At 64.2% G+C, this 19,972-nt stretch carries 13 protein-coding genes; 10 read left to right on the top strand and 3 right to left on the bottom strand.

From position 1 onward, the window contains the following. Nucleotides 1-35: 35 nt before the first annotated feature. From polA to ACO076_RS04190, 3 genes are all read left to right on the top strand, one after another. Nucleotides 36-3,035: a DNA polymerase I gene (polA, locus tag ACO076_RS04200; protein WP_421725478.1), complete on the top strand. Its 3,000-nt coding sequence runs from the start codon at nucleotides 36-38 to the stop codon at nucleotides 3,033-3,035. Nucleotides 3,036-3,051: 16 nt separating this feature from the next. Further along, complete coding sequence (locus ACO076_RS04195) at nucleotides 3,052-4,221, top strand: ABC transporter substrate-binding protein (RefSeq protein ID WP_421725477.1); 1,170 nt, start codon at nucleotides 3,052-3,054, stop codon at nucleotides 4,219-4,221. A gap of 299 nt (nucleotides 4,222-4,520) precedes the next feature. Then, a complete protein-coding gene (locus tag ACO076_RS04190) occupies nucleotides 4,521-5,351 on the top strand; it encodes a GNAT family N-acetyltransferase (RefSeq protein ID WP_421726667.1) in 831 nt (276 codons plus the stop codon). Nucleotides 5,352-5,367: 16 nt separating this feature from the next. Here the strand turns inward: ACO076_RS04190 and ACO076_RS04185 are convergent, their stop codons facing one another. The 3 genes from ACO076_RS04185 to ACO076_RS04175 form a co-directional block, all read right to left on the bottom strand. After that, nucleotides 5,368-5,631, bottom strand: coding sequence for a hypothetical protein (locus ACO076_RS04185; RefSeq protein ID WP_421725476.1), 264 nt, complete (start codon nucleotides 5,629-5,631; stop codon nucleotides 5,368-5,370). Nucleotides 5,632-5,636: 5 nt separating this feature from the next. After that, nucleotides 5,637-6,509 carry a hypothetical protein gene (locus ACO076_RS04180; RefSeq protein WP_421725475.1) on the bottom strand — a complete coding sequence of 291 codons (873 nt, stop codon included), beginning with the start codon at nucleotides 6,507-6,509 and terminating at the stop codon, nucleotides 5,637-5,639. A 73-nt stretch (nucleotides 6,510-6,582) separates the two neighbouring features. Next, nucleotides 6,583-7,878 (bottom strand): glycoside hydrolase family 3 N-terminal domain-containing protein, encoded by a 1,296-nt coding sequence (locus ACO076_RS04175; RefSeq protein WP_421725474.1) that lies wholly within the window; start codon nucleotides 7,876-7,878, stop codon nucleotides 6,583-6,585. Between the two features lie 250 nt (nucleotides 7,879-8,128). Between ACO076_RS04175 and mutS the strand changes: the two genes are divergently transcribed. The 7 genes from mutS to murJ all read left to right on the top strand — a co-directional run bounded on the left by mutS (nucleotide 8,129) and on the right by murJ (nucleotide 19,953). Further along, nucleotides 8,129-10,831, top strand: coding sequence for a DNA mismatch repair protein MutS (mutS, locus tag ACO076_RS04170; protein ID WP_421725473.1), 2,703 nt, complete (start codon nucleotides 8,129-8,131; stop codon nucleotides 10,829-10,831). 37 nt (nucleotides 10,832-10,868) lie between these two features. Further along, complete coding sequence (locus ACO076_RS04165; protein ID WP_421725472.1) at nucleotides 10,869-12,410, top strand: AbgT family transporter; 1,542 nt, start codon at nucleotides 10,869-10,871, stop codon at nucleotides 12,408-12,410. A 61-nt stretch (nucleotides 12,411-12,471) separates the two neighbouring features. Further along, nucleotides 12,472-12,756, top strand: coding sequence for a WYL domain-containing protein (locus ACO076_RS04160; protein ID WP_421725471.1), 285 nt, complete (start codon nucleotides 12,472-12,474; stop codon nucleotides 12,754-12,756). A gap of 408 nt (nucleotides 12,757-13,164) precedes the next feature. Continuing rightward, complete coding sequence (locus ACO076_RS04155) at nucleotides 13,165-13,503, top strand: HNH endonuclease signature motif containing protein (RefSeq protein ID WP_421725470.1); 339 nt, start codon at nucleotides 13,165-13,167, stop codon at nucleotides 13,501-13,503. A 330-nt stretch (nucleotides 13,504-13,833) separates the two neighbouring features. After that, nucleotides 13,834-15,225 carry a glycoside hydrolase family 1 protein gene (locus tag ACO076_RS04150; protein ID WP_421725469.1) on the top strand — a complete coding sequence of 464 codons (1,392 nt, stop codon included), beginning with the start codon at nucleotides 13,834-13,836 and terminating at the stop codon, nucleotides 15,223-15,225. A gap of 106 nt (nucleotides 15,226-15,331) precedes the next feature. Next, the gene (locus tag ACO076_RS04145) at nucleotides 15,332-18,121 is read left to right on the top strand and encodes a [protein-PII] uridylyltransferase (RefSeq protein WP_421725468.1); all 2,790 of its coding nucleotides are present in this window, start codon (nucleotides 15,332-15,334) and stop codon (nucleotides 18,119-18,121) included. Nucleotides 18,122-18,369: 248 nt separating this feature from the next. Continuing rightward, on the top strand, nucleotides 18,370-19,953 hold the full coding sequence (murJ, locus tag ACO076_RS04140; protein ID WP_421725467.1) for a murein biosynthesis integral membrane protein MurJ: 1,584 nt from the start codon (nucleotides 18,370-18,372) through the stop codon (nucleotides 19,951-19,953). Nucleotides 19,954-19,972 lie beyond the last annotated feature (19 nt).

The raw sequence follows: 19,972 nt of genomic DNA, 5'->3' as shown, positions 1-19,972 counted from the left end.
TCCAACGTTCACCGCGTAGGGGCATAGTCGCGACCATGAGCAACCCCGATTCCAAGCCCATCGGTCCTGGCGATCACGTCTTCCTGGTCGACGGATCGTCCTTTGTCTTCCGCGCCTATTTTCAGTCGATCAATCAGGACGCCAAGTACAACTATCGCTCCGACGGACTGCCGACCGGTGCGATCCGGCTCTTTTCCACCAAGCTCTATCAGTTCGTCCGCGAAGGGGCGGTCGGGATCAAACCCACCCATCTCGCGATCCTGTTCGACAAGACGGAGGACACGTTCCGCAAGGAGATCTACCCGGACTATAAGGGCACCCGGCGCGATCCGCCCGACGATCTGGTGCCGCAGTTTCCAATGATGCGCGAGGCGGTGCGCGCCTTCGGGCTCGAACCGATCGAGAAGGACGGCTTCGAGGCCGACGATCTGATCGCCACCTTCGCTGTGGAGGCGGAGAAAGCCGGCGCCGACGTGCTGATCATTTCCTCCGACAAGGACCTGATGCAGCTCGTTAGCGACCATGTCCAGTTCTACGACTTCGAGTCCGGCACCAAGGGTCGCAAGGGGTACCGGCCGGAACGGCGCATCGATGTCGACGGCGTGATCGACTACTTCGGCGTGCCGCCGGATCGAGTCATCGATGTCCAGGCCCTTGTTGGCGATACCTCCGACAATGTTCCTGGCGTTCCGGGCATTGGCATCAAGACCGCCTCGGCTTTGATCAAGGAATACGGCGATCTCAAAACGCTTCTCGACCGAGCCGAGGAGATCAAACAACCGAAACGCCGCGAGACCCTTATCCAGTATGCCGACCAAGCGCGGATGTCGAAGCAGCTGGTCACGCTTGATCGCGACGTCGAAAGCGACACGCCACTGGCCGCGACCCGGGTCGGCGAACTCGATGCCGAACGGCTGATCGCCTTCGCCAAGGCGATGGAGCTGACCACACTGGTCAAGCGGGTCGGGGAAGCGTCGGAGATCGATCCCAATACAGTCGATGCTGATCCGCGGCTGAAGTCGGAGAAGCTGCACGACGCCACCTATGCGGCGCGGCTGATGCCCTCAGGGAAGACGGAGGATGAACCCGCGCAGGCTGTTGCGGAGACTGTGCCGGATAAAGCCAACGGTGCCTTGACCCCGGCTTCCCAAGCCGCCTCGGCTGCGGGGGCATCGTTGTCGCCCCCGATTGACACGAGCGGCTATGAGACCATCGCGGACGGAGCCGCCTTGGCGGCCTGGATCGACGCGGCCACGGAGAGGGGCCGTGTGGCGCTCAGCGTCGAGGCAAACGGCGCGGACCCGATGCAGGCCGACATCGTCGGCATCGCCCTAGCGACCGCCCCTGGCAAGGCGGCCTATCTGCCGCTTGGGCATCGGAACGGAGAAACCGACCTGCTCGATCCAGGGCTGCTGCCGGGGCAGGTTCCCGTCGATGCGGCGCTGGCTGCACTCAAGCCACTGTTCGAGGACCCGGCGGTTCTGAAGATCGCCCACAACCTCAAACCGACGCGGCTGCTGCTCGCCCGTCATGGGATCGACGTTGTGCCCTACGACGACACGATCCTGCTCGCTTACACCCTGGACGCTGGCAAGGGTGGGGTCGGTCTCGCCGAACTCTCCGAACGCTGGCTCCAGCATGTGCCGATCCCCCGCAAAGAGCTGACCGGGACGGGCAAATCGGCGATCGGCTTCGCCGAGATTCCAATCGACAAAGCGACGGCCTACACCGCCGAAAGCGCCGATATGGCCCTGCGGGTCTGGATGAACCTCAAGGCGCGGCTCGTGCCCGAGCACATGACCAACCTCTATGAGACGCTGGAGCGGCCGATGGTGCCCGTGCTGGCGCGGATGGAGGAACGCGGTATCGAGGTCGACCGCCAGTCTTTGTCGCGGTTGTCGGGTGAGTTCGCCCAGAAGCTCGGCGGCCTCGAGGATGAGATCCACCAACTGGCCGGCGAGCCGTTCAACATCGGTTCGCCCAAGCAACTCGGTGACATCCTGTTCGGCAAGTTCGGTCTGCCGGGGGGCAAGAAGACCAAAACCGGGGCCTGGTCGACCGGGGCTGACGTCCTCGACGAATTGGCCGCGTCGGGTGTTGACCTCGCCGCCCGCATTCTCGACTGGCGACAGCTATCGAAGCTGAAATCGACCTACACCGACCTGCTGCCGGGTTTCATTCATCCCGAGACCGGTCGCATTCACACCCAGTACGCACTGGCCTCGACATCGACCGGGCGTTTGTCGTCCTACGAGCCCAACCTGCAGAACATCCCGATCCGTACCGAAGCCGGACGGCGAATTCGCACGGCATTCGTCGCGCCGGCAGGGCGCAAGCTGATCTCGGCCGACTATAGCCAGATCGAGTTACGGATCCTTGCTCATATTGCCGACATTCCGGAGTTGAAACAGGCCTTTGCCGAGGGCCTCGACATTCACGCGATGACCGCCTCCGAGATGTTCGGCGTGCCGGTCGAGGGGATGCCACGCGAGGTGCGAAATCGGGCCAAGGCTATCAATTTCGGCATCATCTACGGCATCTCGGCGTTCGGCCTCTCCAACCAGCTTTCGATCCCGCGTGAAGAAGCCAGCGCATATATCAAGCGCTATTTCGAGCGATTCCCCGGCATTCAGGCCTACATGGACGCGATGAAGACCCAGGTCCGCGAGCATGGCTATGTCGAGACGCTGTTCGGCCGTAAGGTGCACTTCCCGCAGATCAAGTCCGGTAAGCCGGCTGAACGCGCCTTTGTCGAGCGCGCCTCGATCAACGCACCGATCCAGGGCTCCGCCGCCGATATCATTCGCCGGGCGATGATCCGCATGGAGCCTGCCTTGGCGGACGCCGGACTGTCGGCGCGGATGCTATTGCAGGTTCACGACGAATTGGTATTCGAGGCGCCGGACGAAGAGGTCGAAACCAGCCTGCCGGTAATCCGCGAGGTGATGGCCCGCGCGGCTGAGCCTGCGGCTTGGCTTACGGTGCCGCTCCAAGTGGACGCGGCCGCTGCGGAAAACTGGGACGAGGCGCACTGAGTCATAGGAGGGGCAAGTGCCGACCAGAAGACAGGTGATCACTACGTCGGCAGCGGCGGTTGCCGCCACGGCGATTTCCTCGCCGTCGGTATTTGGCGCCAATGCGGATACCATCAACGTTGCCGCGATCCTGCCGCTCTCAGGCAACTTCAAGGTTTTCGGCGATCAGGCCCGGGCCGGGCTTGACCTCGCCGTGACGGAAATCAACAGGGACGGCGGCATTCTCGGGCAGCAGCTAGCCATCCACTACATAGACGAGGAGTCCAGTCCGGATCGTGGGGTGGCCGCGGTCCGATCGGTGATGGATGAAGTCGATCCGCTGGCGATTGTGGGGCCAACGTCATCAGCCGTCCGCGACGCGATGATGCCTGAGATCCTCGCACGCCGGACCCCGCTGCTCTATACGACCGATTACGAGGGTGGCGTTTGCAATCGTTACTTTTTCTGTTTCAACACGGTCCCCAATCAGGAGACGGCACTGATTTTGCCCTACCTGAACGCAAGGTTCGGCAACCGGTACTTCATGCTCGGATCGGATTATGTCTGGCCCCAAAGGATGTTCGGCCAAGCGAAGGCGATGATTGACGAGCTCGGAGGAGAAGTCGTTGAGTTAGCCTACAAGCCGCTCGGCACAACCGACTTCTCCGATGTCATCGGTCAAGTTCAGGATGCCGACGTCGACGTCCTGATCCTGGCTGTTCCCGGAGACGACGGTGTTGCCTTCATGCGCCAGGCGATCGGCGCCAATCTATTCGATAGCATCGCGCTGAACTTCATGGGCTTTGAGAGGAGCTACCTCGACTTTATCGGACGGATTCCAGGAGAAGGTCTCTTTGTCGTGACGCCGTTTGTGGCTGACTACAACAGCCCAGGTGTCCGGGACTTCGTCGCCCGGATTTTGCAGAACGTCGGAGGCGCCGTAACCCCGACCGAGTCCGCATTGACGAGCTATAACGCCATGCAAGCTCTCAAGCTTGGGATGGAGCGATCGGATGAAGTCAGCCGCGAAGCAGCAATCGATGGTATGGCCGGCCTGACCTTTAACTCCCCGACCGGTTCTGTTGCCATCGACCCTATCAACCATCATGTCACTTTGAGCGTGTTCTTGGCTGAGGCTTCAGGGACGGACTTCAAGGTTGTCGAGGCGCTGGGCGAGATGGCGCCGGTGCCGCGATGCCCAAGCTAGCGGGTAGTGCGAATCGCTGCCGTTTTGGGCTTCGTCTGGCGATTGATCGGGTGAGCGGAGAGACGTTAGTCACAGGCGACTGTCACCAAACTGTTTGAAATCTGTGGTTTTTCACTCACGCCCGGTCGCATCGCGGACGGCGAGACAATGCGGAGACGACCAGTTAGTATTGGTAGAATCAGTCTTGCCGTGGCTCGGCCCACGCGCGAAGCTAACGCGGCAAGGACGGTCCGCGGGGAGGCGACATGGATTACCTGTCCCTGATGCCACAGCGCTTCACTGGCGGTATCACCGGCGGAATGAAGCGCATGGGTTGGTGGCGCTTCAACCAGCAGGCTGGTCCGCTCGGACGGTTGGGCAGCCTTGAGGTGCGGCTCGCCCGCTCCAGCGAGGAAGTCAAACAGGCGCAACGCCTCCGCTACCGCATCTTCTACGAGGAGATGTCGGCGGTCGCCAATGCGAAAGCGGCCTTCTTTGGCCGGGATGCCGATCCCTACGACAAGTTCTGCGATCACCTGCTGGTTCTCGATCACGACGTGGTTGGCGAGCCTGAGATCGTCGGCACCTATCGGCTCCTTCGCCAGGAAGTTGCCCAGAAGCGCAAGGGTTTCTATTCCGCTGGCGAGTTTCAGGTCGACCGGCTGGTGGGTCGTCACAGCCGCCGTTCGTTTCTGGAGCTCGGGCGATCATGCGTTCTGAAGCCGTACCGGACCAAGCGCACGGTCGAATTGTTGTGGCACGGCATCTGGAGTTACGTACGCCGGCACAATCTCGATGTGATGATCGGCTGCGCTTCGCTTGAGGGCACTGACCCGCGACGCCTTGCGCCGGTGCTTGGATATCTGCGGAACTACGCGCCGACGCCGGAGGCGTGGCGCGTGCAGGCGTTGCCGGGTCGCGGCGTGGCGCTCGACGGTTTGGCGGGTGATGGTGTCAGCGACATCAAGGTGCTGCGCGCGCTCCCGCCGCTAATCAAGGGGTATCTACGCCTCGGCGCCTATATCTGCGAGGAGGCTGTGGTCGACTGGCAGTTCGGCACGACCGACGTCTTCATCGTGCTGCCGGTCGAGCGCATCAACACCCGCTACATCAACTACTACGGACCGGACGCCTCCCGCCACGCCGCTTGAACCGTGAGTTTGGGCGCTACTCGCTCTGCTGACCGTCCAGGTTGCTCGGATCCGGATCGCCGCTGAGGCCACCGACCGTTTGCTTCAGTTCGCGCTCGGCTGTCGCGAAGTCGCCGACGCGATCGGCCACATCGCCCCAGCTCGGACGCTCCCCGGTTGCTCGATCGACCACCTCGTTGCCGAACGTCACGATCCGTTCCCCCAGCTGGCTGTCATCGGCGAGCCACCAGGCTCCGATGATACCGACGGCTAGTAGGACGACGACCAGCAATCGACGCATGGCCTTCACATCCCCGGCTGCAGCCGCAGGCCGTCATTCACTTCGTCGACGATCTTCATCAGGTCGCTCCACGAGCGCACCAGTTCGGAGCGCAGCGTGTCGAGGTTCTCGACGCTTCCGAGATCGGAAAGCGCGGTCTTGAGGGAGCTCGCGAGATTGAGTGTCTGCGACGCTGCCCGGTAGACCCGGGCGTTTTCCTTCAGCGCGTGAAAGAAGACGTCGAGGTTCTCGGACTGATCACCCAGTCGGGTCATCACGTCGGCATGACGCTCGGAGAAGTAACCCCACGCCGCGACCGCGGCTTCGAGGCTGTGAATTTCGGCGTCGTTGGCCTGACGGGTGAGGCGAAGCTTCTCGATCTCGGCCGGCGACAGGGTTTCGGCCCTAAGGTAGCCGTCGATCTCATCATTGTCGGACCGCAGCGCGGCTAGTCGCGAATTCGCGTCGGCGATCCGGAAGCCGATCTCCTGGCCGACCGCATCGATATCGGAGAGCTCCGCATAGCGTCGCTCGAAGACCTCCGGCGCCAGCGCGGCGATAGCTTCGAACGACTTGGCGATGGTCGATATCTCGCCTGCGATCTCGGCGATCTGGTCTTCGCTGACGGTGTCTTCGCCGCTGACCAGTTCACGGATGCGACGGGTCGCGGCGATGTTGGTCTCCAGTGCTTCGAGGATGTCCGGGATACTTGGGTCCGCTTGAGTCGCCTCGATGCTCCGGCCAAGCGTTTCACCGAGGAGCCTCAAGGCTTCGTCGTGTGGAAGATTACTCGCCTGCTCACGGACGATGCCGATATCGTCCTCGGCTTTGGCCGCCGGCTGAACCAGCAGCGGCGCCGCCACGATGGCGACGATCAGAACCATGATCGCTCTCGACATGTGGACCTCCCGGTGTTGAAGCTGCAAGTGCGTTACAGTCCCATCGACTGCGGACACAATTATGACGCCGAGGCTACCCGTCGCCGCGCGGCTCGGCCTCCGGCCGGCACGCCTTCGCCGTCATCGCTGCGACGTCAGCGGCCGTGAACGATCCGCCGATCGGCGCGACGGCGGGCGACATTGGTTGCGTATCGTCCCCTTCCGCAGGAACAAAACTGAGGCGGCGCTTGGTTTCGAGGATTCGTGCCTGAGCGCGATCGATCATCGATATCGGGATTCGGCCGGAAACCGCCGCTGCGGCGATGGCGGCGATCACATCATCGACGAAGGCGCCGTCGTCCGGCTTCTGGTTGGCGTAGATCAGCAGGTCGGCGCCCGCCCGCACTGCCATGACCGCGGCTTCCTCAGGGCCGTAGCGCTCGGTGATGGCATCCATCCCCAGGTCGTCGGTCACGATCAGGCCGTTGAATCCGAGATCGTCGCGTAGCGCCTCGGTCAATGTCCGACGCGACAAGCTGGTCGGTCGTGTGCCATCGGAAAAACGAGGATGGATCAAGTGCCCCACCATGATCATCGCAACCTCGTCATCACTGGCGAGTGAACTAAACGGTTCCAACTCGTTTGGTTGCCAGGTTGTTGTGATGTCGACGACCCGGTGGTGCGGATCGCGAACTGCGGAGCCATGGCCCGGAAAGTGCTTGGCGGCAGTGAGAACGCCGGCCGTGGCATGGGCGTCGATGAACTGAGTAGCGAAGCCGACGACGGTGGCCGGATCGGTCCCGTAGCTGCGGCCGAGGCGGCCGATCGCCGGGTTGCGCGGGTTGATGTTGAGATCGACCACCGGCCCCAAACTGACGTTGATGCCGAACCTGGCCAGTTCGCGCGCCGTGGCCCAATAGGCGGCATAGGCGTCGCACAGGCTGCCGTTGGCTATCGATTTGGCCGACGCTAGGCGAGTGAACCCCTTGCGACGGTTCAGCCGCTGGATCTGCCCGCCTTCCTGATCGATGGCGACGAACGGTGGCGGTCCGCCGCCGGCGTTCAGCCGTTCGGTCAGCCGGCTAAGCTGATCGCGATTGCGAACGTTATGGCCGAACAGGATGACGCCTCCGATCCGGCTCCGGTCGAGCATGCTGATCGCTCGTCGCGACCAAACCTCGTCGGCGCGGGTTCCCGGAAAGCCGATGACAAGCATCTGGCCAATCTTACGTTCGAGCAGCTCAATCTGGCGATCCGGATGGAGGGATTGCGCCGGCGCCCGCCAAGCGTCGGCGTTGATCCGCGATGCGGCCGAGGACGCGTCGGTCGGCGTAAGGCTCAAAGCGAGAAACGCCGCGCTCAGCGCAGCGTGGAGGGGACCTGATCGCACCGACGTTCTCCTGTCCGACGCCGTCAGTCATCGCCGATCGGTCAGAGCCTGTCCATCTCGCATTGCGACCTATCCTGTGGTTGTACGAGATCAGAGAAGACGTCGAGCAAACAGCCATGGGTCGCACCAGGATAGGCAAGTATCGCAATCGGGTTCGCTCGGTCTCGCTGTGGATAGATGGAAGGCTAGACCACCTTAGGGTGCGTAACGCGGTCGCCCGTTGCGTCCGCATCGGCTAACGTCCGCCACCATGGACAAGAAGGATTCGCGGGATTCCAGCGCCTCGAATGCGGCGGCGACGCCGATGATGGCGCAATACATCGAGATCAAGACCGCCAATCCGGATTGCCTGCTGTTCTACCGGATGGGCGACTTCTACGAGATGTTTTTCGACGATGCTGAAACCGCGTCACGGGCGCTCGGCATCACGCTCACCAAGCGCGGCAAGCATCGCGGTGCCGATATCCCGATGTGTGGTGTCCCAGTCCATGCCGCCGATCAGTACCTCCAAAAGCTGATCGCCCTCGGTCATCGCGTCGCGGTGTGCGAGCAGACCGAGGACCCGACCGAGGCCAAGAAACGGGGCAGCAAGGCGGTCGTCCAACGCGATGTCGTTCGGCTGGTGACGCCGGGCACATTGACGGAAGACGCGCTGCTAGCGCCGGGCCGCAACAACTACCTGGCGGCGGTTTCGCGCCAAAAGGCGGGTACCGACGAGCCCGACCGGTTTGGCATCGCCTGGATCGATATCTCAACCGGCGAGTTTCGTCTGGCTGGCAGCGATTCCGGGCGGTTGGCGGCCGATCTCGCCCGGATCGATCCTCGCGAAGCCCTTGTTCCTGAACCGGTATTCTCCGATCCGGAACTCGGCGCTTTTTGGCGTGGGCTGGAGATGGCGGTGACGCCGCTGGCGCCGGCGCTTTTCGATAGCACGACCGCGGCGGATCGGCTGGCGGCCTATTTCGGGGTCGCGACGCTCGACGGTTTTGGCCATTTCTCGCGACCAGAGACGAGCGCGGCCGCTGCGATCCTCGCCTATGTGGAGAAGACCCAGATCGGTGAGCGGCCGCCGTTGGTTCCGCCGGTCGCGGAAACCGCTGACGGGGTGATGCTGATCGATGCTGCGACCCGGGCGAATCTTGAACTGAATCAGACACTTGCCGGTGAGCGCCGAGGGAGCCTGATCGCGGCGATCGACAGGACGGTAACGGGGGCCGGCGCGCGGCTGCTGGCACAACGCCTTGCAGGACCCTCAACGAGCCCCAATGAGATCGCGAATCGGCTCGATGCGGTCGCGTTTTTCCTTTCCGATCAGGGGCTTACGGCTTCGGTCCGGGATCAACTGGCGGCGGCGCCGGACATCACGCGCGCCTTGTCGCGGCTCGCGCTGAACCGCGGCGGGCCACGCGATCTGGCGGCGATCCGCGACGGGTTGGCGGTCGCCTCGCAGCTTGCCGGACAGCTGGCTGGAGAGGGCCGTCCGTCGGCGATTGCTCAAGCGATAGAAGGACTTAGCGCTGGTCCGGATGAGCTTGTGGCGGAGTTGACGCGGGCATTGGCGGACGATCTACCCCACCTCAGGCGCGACGGCGGCTTTGTTCGTGACGGCTACCGGGACGACCTCGATGAGGCGCGCAAGCTCCGCGATGAAAGCCGCCGATTCATCGCCAGCCTCCAGTCCCGCTACGCCGACGAGGCCGGGATTCGCGCGCTAAAGGTGAAGCATAATAACGTCTTAGGCTACTTCGTCGAGGTCAGCGCGGCCCATGCGGAGCGGATGCTGCAGCCGCCGCTGAATGGGCGATTCATCCATCGCCAGACGATGGCGAACGCCGTTCGCTTTTCCACGACCGAGCTCGGCGAGCTCGAAGCGAAAATCGCCGGAGCGGCAGGACGCGCCCTCGCCATCGAGTCGACAGTGTTCGACACGCTCGTCGACACCATCGCGACAGAGGCCGACGCTATCCGCCAGGTGGGTGTCGGGCTCGCCACTATCGACGTGTCGGCGGCGCTGGCGGTTCTCGCCGAGGCGGAAGGCTACTGCCGCCCGATCGTCGACGATTCGATGGCCTTCACGATCGAGGGCGGCCGGCACCCGGTGGTGGAGCAGGCGCTGAGGACCGCCGGGGAAACTTTCGTGGCTAACGACTGCGCCCTCGGCCCCGAGGGTGCGGATGACGCGGGGCACATCTGGCTGGTCACCGGCCCCAACATGGCGGGCAAGTCGACCTTCCTGCGTCAGAACGCGCTGATCGCGATTCTTGCCCAGGTCGGTTCGTACGTGCCGGCGCGAGACGCCCGGATCGGGATCGTCGATCGGCTGTTCAGCCGGGTCGGTGCCGCGGACGATCTGGCGCGCGGACGCTCGACCTTCATGGTCGAGATGGTCGAGACCGCGGCGATCCTCAACCAGGCGGGTCCGCGGTCGCTGGTGATCCTCGACGAGATCGGTCGCGGTACGGCGACCTTCGACGGTCTGTCGATCGCCTGGGCGGCGATCGAGCATCTCCATGAGGTGAACCGCAGCCGGGCGCTGTTCGCGACCCACTATCATGAACTGACGGCGCTGGCCGATCGCCTGCCGCGGCTCCGCAACGTGACGGTGCGGGTCAAGGAGTGGGAAGGCGACGTGATCTTCCTGCACGAGATCGCGCCGGGCGCTGCCGACCGTTCCTACGGGATCCAGGTGGCAAAGCTCGCCGGACTGCCGGCCTCGGTGGTGGCGCGGGCTCGTGCCGTCCTGACCCAGCTCGAGGAAACCGATCGGCAATCGCCGGTCCAGACGCTGATCGACGACCTGCCGCTCTTCTCCGTCGCGCGCGCTTCACCAGCCGAGACCAGGGACGTCGACCCGGTGGCCGACCTGCTCGACACGGTCCGGCCGGATGAGCTGGCGCCCCGCGACGCGCTGGAAATGTTATATAAACTCAAGGCCCTATCGCACCGAGCGTGAAAAAACGCGCCCAGCCGTGCGGGGCAGGGAGCGAAGAATGGCAACAACCGTCGACCAACCGCGAACCGGAATTCTCGCCAGCGTCGAGCGGATCGGCAACCGGCTTCCCGACCCGGTCTTCATTTTCGTCTGGCTGATCGCGGTCCTTGTCGTCGTCAGCCTCGTTGCATCGCTCTTCGGCCTTTCAGCCGTCAATCCGGTCACCGACGAAGAAGTCGACGCCAAGAGCCTGCTGTCGGGCGAAAACCTGCGCCTGCTGCTGACCAACATGCCGGTAACGTTCACCCATTTTCATCCGCTCGGCTACGCGCTGGTCGTCATGTTGGGCGCCGGCGTCGCGGAACGGTCGGGGCTGCTCGGCACTGCGATGCGCCTCGGGGTCCGCAATGCGCCGAAGGCTCTCCTCACCCCGGCGGTCGTCGCGGTCGGCATGCTCAGCAACCTCGCCGCCGATGCCGCCTATGTGGTGCTGATCCCGCTCGCAGGCGTTCTCTTCGCTGCCGCCGGCCGCCACCCGATCGCGGGGATTGCGGCGGCGTTCGCCGCCGTTTCCGGCGGCTACGCGGCCAACCTGTTTCCCGGTCAGATCGATGCGCTGCTGTTCGGCGTCACCGAGGCGGGCGCCGAGATCCTGGTGGCCGACTGGCAGGCCAACATCGCCGGCAACTGGTACCTGCTCGCCGGGTTGTTCTTCATCTATCTGCCGGTCATCTGGTACGTCACCGACCGGGTGCTCGAGCCGCGACTTGGGCCATGGACCGGCGGCGCGGTCGCCAGCAGCGACCATCCCGTGGAGGGGGCGCCGACTGCTGTTGAGCGCAAGGCGCTAGGGCGGGCCGGACTGTCGGCGCTGATTCTGATCGCGATCTGGGTGTTCCTGACGATCGGACCGGGGACGCCCTTGATCGACGAAGCCGCACGGCCCGAGGCACGGTTCAATCCCCTCTATCAGTCGTTCGTCGCCGGCTTCTTTCTTCTGTTCCTGATCGGCGGCTGGGTCTATGGCGCGGTCGCCGGCACCATCAAGAACCACCGCGACCTGGTGAAGATGATGAGCGAGGCGATGGCCGACCTCGCCTACTATCTGGTCCTCGCCTTCGCTGCCGCCCACTTCGTGGCGATGTTCAACTGGTCGAATCTCGGCCTGATCCTCGCGATCGACGGGGCGGAGTTCCTGCGCTGGACCAACATGCCAGGGCCGGCCTTGCTGGGCGGCCTGGTGGTGCTGACCGGCATCATCAACCTGTTCGTCGGCTCGGCCTCGGCGAAGTGGGCGCTGCTCGCGCCGATTCTGGTGCCGATGCTGATGCTGCTCGGCATCAGCCCGGAGACCGCGACCGCCGCCTATCGCGTCGGCGATTCCGCGACCAACATCATCACGCCGCTGATGGTCTATTTCCCGCTGATCCTGATCTTCGCCCAGCGATGGGACAAGAATTTTGGCCTCGGCAGCCTGACCGCGGCGATGCTCCCCTATTCGATGTGGCTGCTGATAACCGGTGTCGCGATGATCGTCGGCTGGGTGGCCCTCGACCTGCCGCTCGGGCCCGGCGCGGTCGTGGAGTACGTGTTTGACTAGGACCGTGGTGCTGGTTGTGCGGTGGTGGCATAGCCTCCCGCGCACACAATGGGGGAGGCCGATGTCCGCCGACCTACTCTGCCGAGCCATCAAAGATAGGTGCACCCTCACCTTCACCTATCATGGTTCAGCGCGCGAGGCCGAGCCGCATATCGTGGGGTACGATAGCGACGGTGATCTGACCCTGAGTGCTTGGCAATCGTCCGGAGGAAGTGGAGAAGGCTGGCGCGATTTTCACGTTTCCAAGTTATCCGGGCTTGCCATAACTCAACAAACCTTCTCAGGCCCCCGACCGGGCTATAACCGAAACGACCGGACCCTTTCTCGGATTGTGTGCTGTCTGTGAATCCGCCGCAGTCGCATCGAATAGTCCGCTACTGAGACGGCGCCGGATACGGACTTCACGAAGTCTTCTATGACGATGACGGGAAGCCGACGCACATGCCTGGCGGTCCGATCCCGTTTGTGTCCCATCCCGAGGATAGGCCCGACCGTGCGCGCCAGTCGCTAGAGCAAGCGCTGAACGACGCTACGCAGGTTCCTGTGCTTGATGAAGCCGAAGCGTTTGGACTTCCGGGTCCGCAACCTGATTCACCGATGACCAGCAACCCGAAGACCCTACATCCTGTAGGGTTCTGCCTTCGTTCACACAAGGATTCGACAAAACGTCGCACCTCGTGATACACAAGAAAAGCCGGCTCGCTGGTGGCGGCCGGCTTAACTCTGCAACCTGCCGAAAGGAGGCAGGCGGTTTGTGATCACCAGCGGAACCTACCCGATTTGGTGCCAGCAGGTCAAGAGCCTCCTTTCGGCTCCGAAACAATCGGAGCTCGAAACTATGAGTACTACGACGAAGAAACCCACCTTAAATATCCCTATCAAGGTGTGGACAAAGGGCCGCGAGATTGCCGGATATGACCCCGCAATCTGGCGGCACGATGCTTATGGTTCGGTGATCCGATTCACCGATTACGGCAATCGCCAGTCAGACTTTGGTTGGGAAGTCGACCACATTGTCCCGGTCGCCGCCAAGGGGTCGGACGATCTGACCAACCTCAGACCGCTGCACTGGCGCAACAACGTCGCTCGGTAAATCGACCGATACGATCATCTCGCGAATCTTCGTGGGGTCATGATCCTCTGGGATGGGGGTAACGCATACTCCCATCCCCTTCAGCTTCTCGTATAGACGCGCGTTGCGCGACCAGCGATCCATGTGTTCCGGAAGAACCGGCCGCTCGTTCTCTTTGGTCATTCGTTCGTCTTCCTCCCACTCACAACACGAGCGAACGCTCCACGGTGGCGCGGCGCGACGCGCTGGAGATACTATACAACCTGAAGACTGTTGGCGGCGAAACCGACGTGTTTCACCGCTGACGGCGCGATCGTCCCCACCCCGTAGACCTCGTGATGGCAGCGCAACATGAACCATCAGAACACGACCCGACCCTTCCTCTGGGGTGCCGCTAGCGCCGCGTACCAGGTCGAAGGGGGCTGGCGCGCCGACGGGCGCGGGCTGTCGAAATGGGACGTCTTCACCAACGGCGAGCGGATCACCGAAAAAGTCGTCGGGGCGCACCACACCGGCAACGTCGCGATCAACACCTACGATCCGGTCCAATACCGAAACGACATCGCATTGATGCGCGACCTCGGCCTCAACGCCTACCGGTTCTCGTTGTCATGGCCGCGGATCCTGCCGGACGGGACCGGGGCGGTGAACACGGCCGGACTGGACTACTACCGTCGGTTCGTCGACGACCTGCTGGCGGCCGGGATCGCGCCGATCGCGACGCTCTATCATTGGGACTTTCCGGCCGGTCTTTTCGACCGTGGCGGTTGGCACAATCGCGACTCGATCGACTGGTTTCGCGACTACGCGGCCGTCGTCTTCGAAGCGCTCGGCGATCGGGTCGACACCTTCGTCACCCTGAACGAGCCCTTCATCGATCTGTTCCTCATGGACCTGATCGCCGAGAACGCGCGCAGCGGCGAGCGCGAGCCGTTCGCGTTCACCAGCGAACAGTATGGTCGTCAGGCGCCGGGCATGCACAATCTACTGCTTGCCAACGCCGCCGCCGTCGGAGAGTTCCGCCGGCAGGGGCTGTCCGGCATGGTCGGTATCGCGCTGCCGCTCTATCCGATGATTCCGATCGATGGCGAGGACGCGGGGGATATCGCCGCCGCCGCGCAACTCGACGGTGTAATCAACCGCTGGCCGCTCGACGCCGTCCTCAAGGGAACCGTTCCCGACGACGTCGTGGCGACGCTCGGCGCCCACAATCCGGCGTTCGCGATTCCCGAAGCCGACCGCGCACTGATCGCGGCCAACTCGGTCGATTTCATCGGCGTGAACTACTACGCGCCGATGTTCGTCGAAACGGACGAATCCGGGCCACTCGGCATGGCCGCCGGCGCCAACCCGGACGAGGTGAAGGCCTTCAACGGCCCGGTGCGGCCGGAGGCGCTGCACGGGCTGCTGCTCAGGCTCCGCGACGACTACGGCAATCCGCCGGTGATCATCACCGAGAACGGCGCCGGGTTTGGCGACATCGACGAAGTGCACGACGGTGATGCGATCCACGACCCGCTCAGAACCGACTATCTCCGCCGGCACATCGACGCGGTTCTCAAAGCCAAAGCCGAGGGTGCCGATGTCCGCGGCTATCTGGTCTGGAGCCTGTTCGACAATTTCGAGTGGATTCAGGGTTACACACGGCGCTTCGGCATGGTCCACGTTGATTTCGAGACACAGACGCGGACGCCGAAGGACAGCTACGCCTTCTATCGCGACCTGATCGCCGCGCAGCCATAGACCGGCGTCAGGCCGCAAGGGGATTGGCGGACCTGGTATCGCCCCGGTTGGCGTCCCGGCGACGAACCGGCTAGTGTCCGCCCGGTTTTGCCCCCGGACGCAAAGCATGAGCCAAGCCGACGAAGCCCTGATCGACGAAGATGCCCTGGCGCGCGATCTCGCCGCCTGCGCGGACGACCGTCCCGGCGACCTGTCGCCTGACTCCCGCCAGCGGCTGATCGCCGTGCTGAAGGATGCGCTCGCCGACGGGCGGGCCGAAGCCGAGCGGCGGCTCAGCATCGACGGCAGGGGGACACTGTGCGCCCGGCGGCTCGGCCGTTTGCAGGACACCCTCATCCGCCAGATCCACGACTTCGCCGTCACCCATGTCTATCCGGTCGAGAACCCGACCTCGGGCGAGCGGATGAGCATCGTCGCGGTCGGCGGCTATGGGCGCGGCACCCTGGCGCCGGGATCGGACGTCGATCTCTTGTTTCTCCTGCCCTACAAGCAGACGCCGTGGGGGGAGAGCGTCGTCGAGTTCATCCTCTATGTCCTTTGGGACATGTCGTTGAAGGTCGGTCACGCAACCCGAAGTGTGACCGAGTGCATTCGCCTGTCGCGCTCCGACATCACGATCCGGACCTCCATTCTCGAGGCGCGCTACCTATGGGGCGACAAGCCGCTCTACGAGGAGCTGGTCGCCAAGTTCGACAACGACGTCGTCAAGGGGACCGGGCCCGAATACATCGCCGCCAAGCTGGCCGAGCGGGACGAACGCCATCAGGCGCAGGGCGCCTCGCGCTACCTGGTCGAGCCGAACGTCAAGGAAGGCAAGGGGGGCCTGCGCGACCTCCACACGCTGTTCTGGATCGCCAAATATTTCTTCCGGGTGACCTCCAACGAGGAACTGGTCAAGGCCGGAGTCTTCTCCCGGGCCGAGCTCGCCCGGTTCCGCAAGTCGGAGGATTTCCTCTGGGCGGTGCGGTGCCACCTTCATTTCCTCACCGGCCACGCCGAAGAGCGGCTTTCGTTCGATCTCCAGCAGGATATGGCCATCCGGCTCGGCTACACCTCGCATCCGGGGTTGAAGGATGTCGAGCGGTTCATGAAGCACTACTTCCTGGTGGCGAAGGAGGTGGGCGACCTCACCCGTATTTTCTGCGCGGCGCTCGAGGAGCACCACGGCAAGCCGGCGCCGGCCCTCAACCGGCTCTTACGCCTCGATCGCCGGCGTCGCCGCAAGGTGCCGGGGTCGACCGACTTCGTTCTGGAGAACAACCGGATCAATGCCGCCGGGCCCGACGTGTTCAGCCGCGATCCGGTCAACCTGATCCGGGTGTTCCATCTCGCCGACACGCTGGATACGGCGTTCCACCCCGATCTCATGCAGGATATCGCCCGCTCCCTCCGCCTGATCGACGCCGCATTGCGGGAGGACGAAGAGGCGAACCGGCTGTTTCTGGAGATCCTGTCGTCGCGCAACCAGCCGGAGGTGGTCCTGCGGCGGATGAACGAGACCGGGGTCCTCGGTCGCTTCATCCCCGACTTCGGCAAGGTCGTGGCGATGATGCAGTTCAACATGTACCACCACTATACGGTCGACGAGCACCTGATCCGCTCGATCGGCTTTCTCGCCGAGATCGAGCGCGGCGAGGTCGCGGACGCCCATCCGCTCGCCGACGAGCTCATGCCGCGGCTCAAGGATCGCCTCGTCCTCTACGTTGCCCTCTTCCTGCACGACATCGCCAAGGGGCGGCCGGAGGATCACTCGATCGCCGGGGCGCGGATCGCCAAGCGCCTCTGCCCGCGGCTCGGCCTCACGCCGTCGCAGACCGATACGGTCGTCTGGCTGGTCGAGCATCACCTGCTGATGAGCATCGTCGCCCAGTCGCGCGATCTCGCCGACCGCAAGACCATCCTCGATTTCGCCGCGACGGTGCAGAGCCTGGAACGGCTGAAGATGCTCCTGATTCTCACTGTCGCCGACATCAAGGCGGTGGGCCCCGGTGTGTGGAACGGCTGGAAGGGGCAACTCCTGCGCACGCTCTACTATGAGACCGAGCCGGTGTTGACCGGCGGGCACAGCCAGGTCAGCCGCGACCGGCGGGTGGCGGAGGCCAAGAAGGAACTGGCGGAGGCGCTTTCCGACTGGCCGAAACGGGAGCGCGACGCCTATCTCAAACGCCACTATCCGCCCTACTGGCTGCGGGTCGACCTGCCGCACAAGCGCGACCATGCCGCCTTCATCCGCGAGATCGATAACGCGGGACGGACGCTGGCGACGACGGTCAGTACCCACGCTTTCCAGGCGGTCACCGAGATCACCGTCTACGCACCGGACCATCCGCGGCTGTTGTCGATGATCGCCGGCGCGTGCGCGGTGGCTGGGGCAAACATCGTCGACGCGCAGGTCTATACGACCACCGATGGCCAGGCGATCGACTCGATCTTCATCAGCCGCGCCTTCGACAATGAAGTCGACGAACAGCGCCGCGCGGCGCGGGTCGGGCAACTGATCGAGGAGGCGCTTGCCGGGACCACCTACCTGCCCGAGCAGATCGACCGGAAGGGTCAACGCAAGGGGCGGCTCAAGGCGTTCTCGCTGGAGACCATCATCACCGTCGATAACGACCTCTCCAACCAGTACACCGTGATCGAGGCGTCGGGGATCGACCGTCCGGGGCTGCTGTTCTCGCTGACCCGGGCGATGTCGGACATCAACCTCAACATCGCCTCGGCCCATATTTCCACGTTCGGTGAGCGGGTGGTCGACGTCTTCTACGTCACCGACCTCACCGGCGAGAAGGTGACCAACGGCAATCGCCAGGCGGCGATCCGGCGGCGGATGAGGGCGGCGTTCGACGGCGAGAAGCCGAAAGCCGAAGCGCGCGCCCGGCGAACCGAGGCGGCATGAGTGTGCGGGCGCGGTGAGCGCGTTGGCGATCGGGTGAGCGCGACGATGGACGCCCTCGGCCAACCTGCGCTCTCTCTGCCGTTGTGGCGGGAGGGGCGCGTCGCACCCCTCTCTGGCTCCGCTAAGGCTCGCTGCGCGTCTGGCCGTGGGCTAAGGTTGCCGGCTCACCCCCCTCTGGCTCCGCTAAGGCCCGCTTCGCGACCCAAGCTCCGCCGTCTCCCTCGCAAGGGTGGAGAGGGGCTTGGAGCATGCGTCAGCAGGTTGCCCGGCTGATGTCGCTGCTCAGGAATTTCGCCACGGTCGGCGGGGCGACGGCGGTCAGCCGGGTTCTCGGCTTTGTGCGCGACATCCTGATCGCCGCGACGCTGGGAGCCGGCTGGATCTCCGACGCCTTCTTCGTCGCCTTCCGCATCCCCAACCTGTTCCGGCGGCTGTTCGCCGAAGGCGCGTTCAACTCGGCTTTCGTGCCGCTGTTCGCTCGTCGCCTTGAGGGCGAGGGCGAGGAGTCGGCGCGGCGGTTCGGGGCCGAATCGTTGAGCGCGCTCATCACCGCGCTGCTGGTGGTCACCGCGATCGCCGAGATCGCGATGCCGCTCCTGATGTTCGTGTTCGCGCCGGGCTTTTATTCCGACCCGCAGAAATACGACCTGACGGTGTTCCTGACCCGGGTCGCGTTTCCGTATCTGACGCTGGTGTCGCTGCTCGCCTTTTACAGCGGCGTCTTGAACGCCCGCGGCCGCTTCGCGGCGGCCGCTTTCGCCCCGGCGCTGCTCAACGTGGTGTTCATCGTGGTACTGGCCCTGGTCCTGTGGATGGGGTGGGCCAACCAGCCGGTCGCCGGCACCGCCCTGGCAGTGGCGGTGCTGATCGGCGGGGTGGCGCAGCTCGCGCTGGTGATGGTCGCCGCCGGCCGGATCGGGACGCTTTTGCCGCTCAGGCGGCCGCGCCTGACTCCGGGGGTCAAGCGACTGATAGTGCTGGGGATTCCCGGTGTGATCGCCGCCGGTATCGTGCAGATCAACATCGTTGTCGGGACAATCATCGCATCGCTGGAGGAGGGCTATGTTTCCTTCCTCTATTACGCCGACCGGCTCTATCAGCTACCGCTCGGCATCGTCGGCATCGCCATCGGCGTCGTGCTCCTGCCGCGCCTGTCGCGACAGTTGCGCGCGGGCGATGACGACGTGGCGATGCACACCCAGAACCGCGCGCTCGAATTGGCGATGGCGCTGACCCTGCCCTCAGCGGTGGCGCTGTTCGTCATGGCCGAGCCGATCATCAACGTCTTGTTCGAGCGCGGCAGCTTCGACGCCAACGCCACAGTGCAGACGGCGGCGGCGCTGGCGGCGTTTTCGGTGGGGCTGCCCGCCTTCGTGCTGATCAAGGTGTTCTCGCCGGGCTTCTTCGCCCGCGAGGACACCAAGACGCCAATGTGGTTCGCGGCGGTGGCGCTGGTGGTCAACGTCGCCCTGTCGCTGGCGCTGTTCCCGTTCCTGCGTCACGTCGGCATTGCGCTCGCGACCGCGATCGCAAGCTGGGTGAACACCGTGTTGCTTGCCGGCGCGCTGCACCGGCGCGGCCAGTTCATCCTCGACGCTGGCGCGCTCCGGCGGCTGCCGCTGATCGCGCTCGCGGCGCTGTTGATGGGGGTGTGCCTGGCGGCGGCGCAGGCGTTCATGGCGCCCTATATCGGGTCGCCGGCCTTCGTCGTGCGCGCCGGTGCGGTGGCGGTTCTGGTGGCGCTCGGGGTTGTCGTTTTCGCTCTCTTCTGTCAATGGACCGGCGCGGTGAACGCCCGTGACGTGCTTGCCCGCTTCCGGGACCGGTCCTGACGCCGCCGCATCGTCCATC

The organism is Bauldia sp. (genome assembly GCF_965232525.1).
Lineage (GTDB): Bacteria > Pseudomonadota > Alphaproteobacteria > Rhizobiales > Kaistiaceae > Bauldia.
This window is presented reverse-complemented; position numbering and strand designations above follow the sequence as displayed.